Source organism: Fibrobacter sp. UWH5, from assembly GCF_900142505.1.
Classification (GTDB): Bacteria; Fibrobacterota; Fibrobacteria; order Fibrobacterales; family Fibrobacteraceae; genus Fibrobacter.
The window spans coordinates 1-2018 of record NZ_FRBB01000044.1 but is presented as its reverse complement, the minus strand read 5'-3'; the positions used below and the strand labels follow the sequence as shown (position 1 = coordinate 2018).

Here is a 2018-nt window from a genome sequence, read left to right as displayed (position 1 = left end):
TTTGATGAACTCCCTCCACATTCTGAAACCCATGTTCCCGTATATGTAAAATGAGAACCTTCGCCTCCCTCAGAAAAACATTCGTTTGCATAGTGGCTTTGTCGATCCTGATTTAAAGATGATATGACAGCATCTTTGCTATATCCATTATTCATGAACGGATCCAAATTATCGCAAAATTCTATAGCAAAAGGGACTGACGAAAATGTCAAAATTATGAAAATGATGATTTTATTCATCTGTGCATGTTCCCTTTTCGATACAGTCTCGAATTAACTTTCTTAGAACTCCTTCTGGACCTGGTTTATGAGGTGTATTTCTGTCTTTTCTTAAATCTAGGGAATCGTTAAATTTTTTTTGTTCTTCAACCATTGCTTTAAATGGTTCTTTTGCCATGGCGTCTCTGACTCTCTCCTCAATTAAAGAATCCATTTTTTTGTCCTTGTCTGTTGTGCCCAAATTTTTCAATTCGCACTTAAATTTGCCGTTAGGGCAATTACGCTGAGCACAGCGAGCTTTTTCTTCACATGGCAAGCCCCTACAGCCATCCAAACATCCGTGCGTACGAGGTTCCGGACCACCCAAAAGGACTTTCTTTTTTTTCATTTCCTCTCTGACTTTTATTCGTATTTCTTCATTTTTTTTTTCATTGCAAAAACTGAAGTTTTTTTCGTAATTGTTGCCAAAACAAGGTCCATTCATCTCCTGTTTTCTTGCTTCAATCGCACTGTCCAAAAGGTCATTTTGCATAAGGCTGTCCAGAATGAATGTAACGTCATTTTTGTATGCCGTTGTGTCTAATCTAGATGCGCACGACCGGAAATTTCTGCAAATTTTGCTGACCACATCTATGAACAGTTCCGTATCCTTGGCGTATTCCCATTTTTTTATAAATTCTTTTTCAGCTCTAATAAAGGCCCTAACTCCAACCATGATGGAATCGTTCGGGTCATAATCCTTATAAGTGACAATCCGGGAGCTGTCCAACGGAATTATTCGCTTTTTCTTGTGAGGTGTAATTGCTGGAGGGCTGGTCAATTGTATTTCCGCCGACTGAGTTTCATTCACGTCTTTCTTTTCCGAACATCCGATCATCATAGCCATCATCACGGCAAATGCCAAAATCATTTTTGCAAGTTTGCTTGCCATATTCAATTTTGTACTCCATGGTTGTGTAGATAAAATAAATAATGAGTGCGTGTTTGTCTATAACTTTTGTTTAGGTGGAGTTTTTTTTTGAATAGCATAACTTTATGCTAATTGAAATATTTGTCCCATTAGAAGACAAATCTTCATCTGAGAGGCTGGATTTCGCTCACCCGGGAAGTAAGGCTGTTTTTGAAAGACAACGTGATGTAAGAATCATAAGCGTCACAATTCGCAATTGATTTTGACGTGAGAGCAATTACGCTGAACACAGCGAGCAGCTTCATCACATGGCTAACCTCTACAACCTTGCAAGCACCCGTGCGTACGAGGTTCCGGACCACCCAAAAGGACTTTATTTTTTTTGACATTGTTCCCCAAAACAGAATCTTTGCTTTCATTTTCCAAACCCACCGAATTTTTTTCAACCTGCTGTTGCTCTTGACGTTGTTCCAGTTGTTGTTCCTTTTGCAGCTTTTGTGGTTTTCCTCCATCCTCCGAGCATCCGGCCATCATTACAGCCATCACTACGGCAAAGGCTAAAATTATTTTTGCAAGTTTGCTTGCCATATTCAAACCTTTTTTTTCTGTTAACATATCCAACGCACAGTTTGTTTCCGATAACTTTTCGTTGTGTTCAATTTTTTACGCCATGATTAATTAGATGTAGGATAAAAAAATAAAGTAGATTTGTCTGTAAAATTTGTTTAGGTGAAGCTGTTTTTTATAACGTAATTTTTTTGCTGATGTGTAAATTGAGATGTTTATTCCCCTCTCTTTTTTTCAATTCTTCGATAACTTTTCTTCTAACCTGTTCCTGTGATTCCTCATCACATCTTTTTTTATTTTTATTGTAGTTTGGCCCGAAACAA

General features: G+C 37.9%; 3 protein-coding genes. All 3 read right to left on the bottom strand.

Translation table 11 applies throughout. From position 1 onward, the window contains the following. A partial coding sequence (locus BUB38_RS16670) for a hypothetical protein (protein ID WP_217650902.1) occupies window positions 1-239 on the bottom strand: 239 nt, incomplete at its 3' end. Then, entirely contained in the window at window positions 232-1149 is a 918-nt protein-coding gene (locus BUB38_RS15570; RefSeq protein WP_073161645.1) for a hypothetical protein, read from the bottom strand. The genes BUB38_RS16670 and BUB38_RS15570, both read right to left, overlap by 8 nt. A gap of 291 nt (window positions 1150-1440) precedes the next feature. Then, window positions 1441-1743 (bottom strand): hypothetical protein, encoded by a 303-nt coding sequence (locus BUB38_RS15565; RefSeq protein ID WP_073161644.1) that lies wholly within the window; start codon window positions 1741-1743, stop codon window positions 1441-1443. Window positions 1744-2018 lie beyond the last annotated feature (275 nt).

What these genes read in the sequence shown, in the direction of transcription:
- BUB38_RS15565 (WP_073161644.1), bottom strand. Translation starts at nt 1,743, where the DNA reads ATGTTAACAGAAAAAAAAGGTTTGAATATGGCAAGCAAACTTGCAAAA.
- BUB38_RS15570 (WP_073161645.1), bottom strand. Translation starts at nt 1,149, where the DNA reads ATGGCAAGCAAACTTGCAAAAATGATTTTGGCATTTGCCGTGATGATG.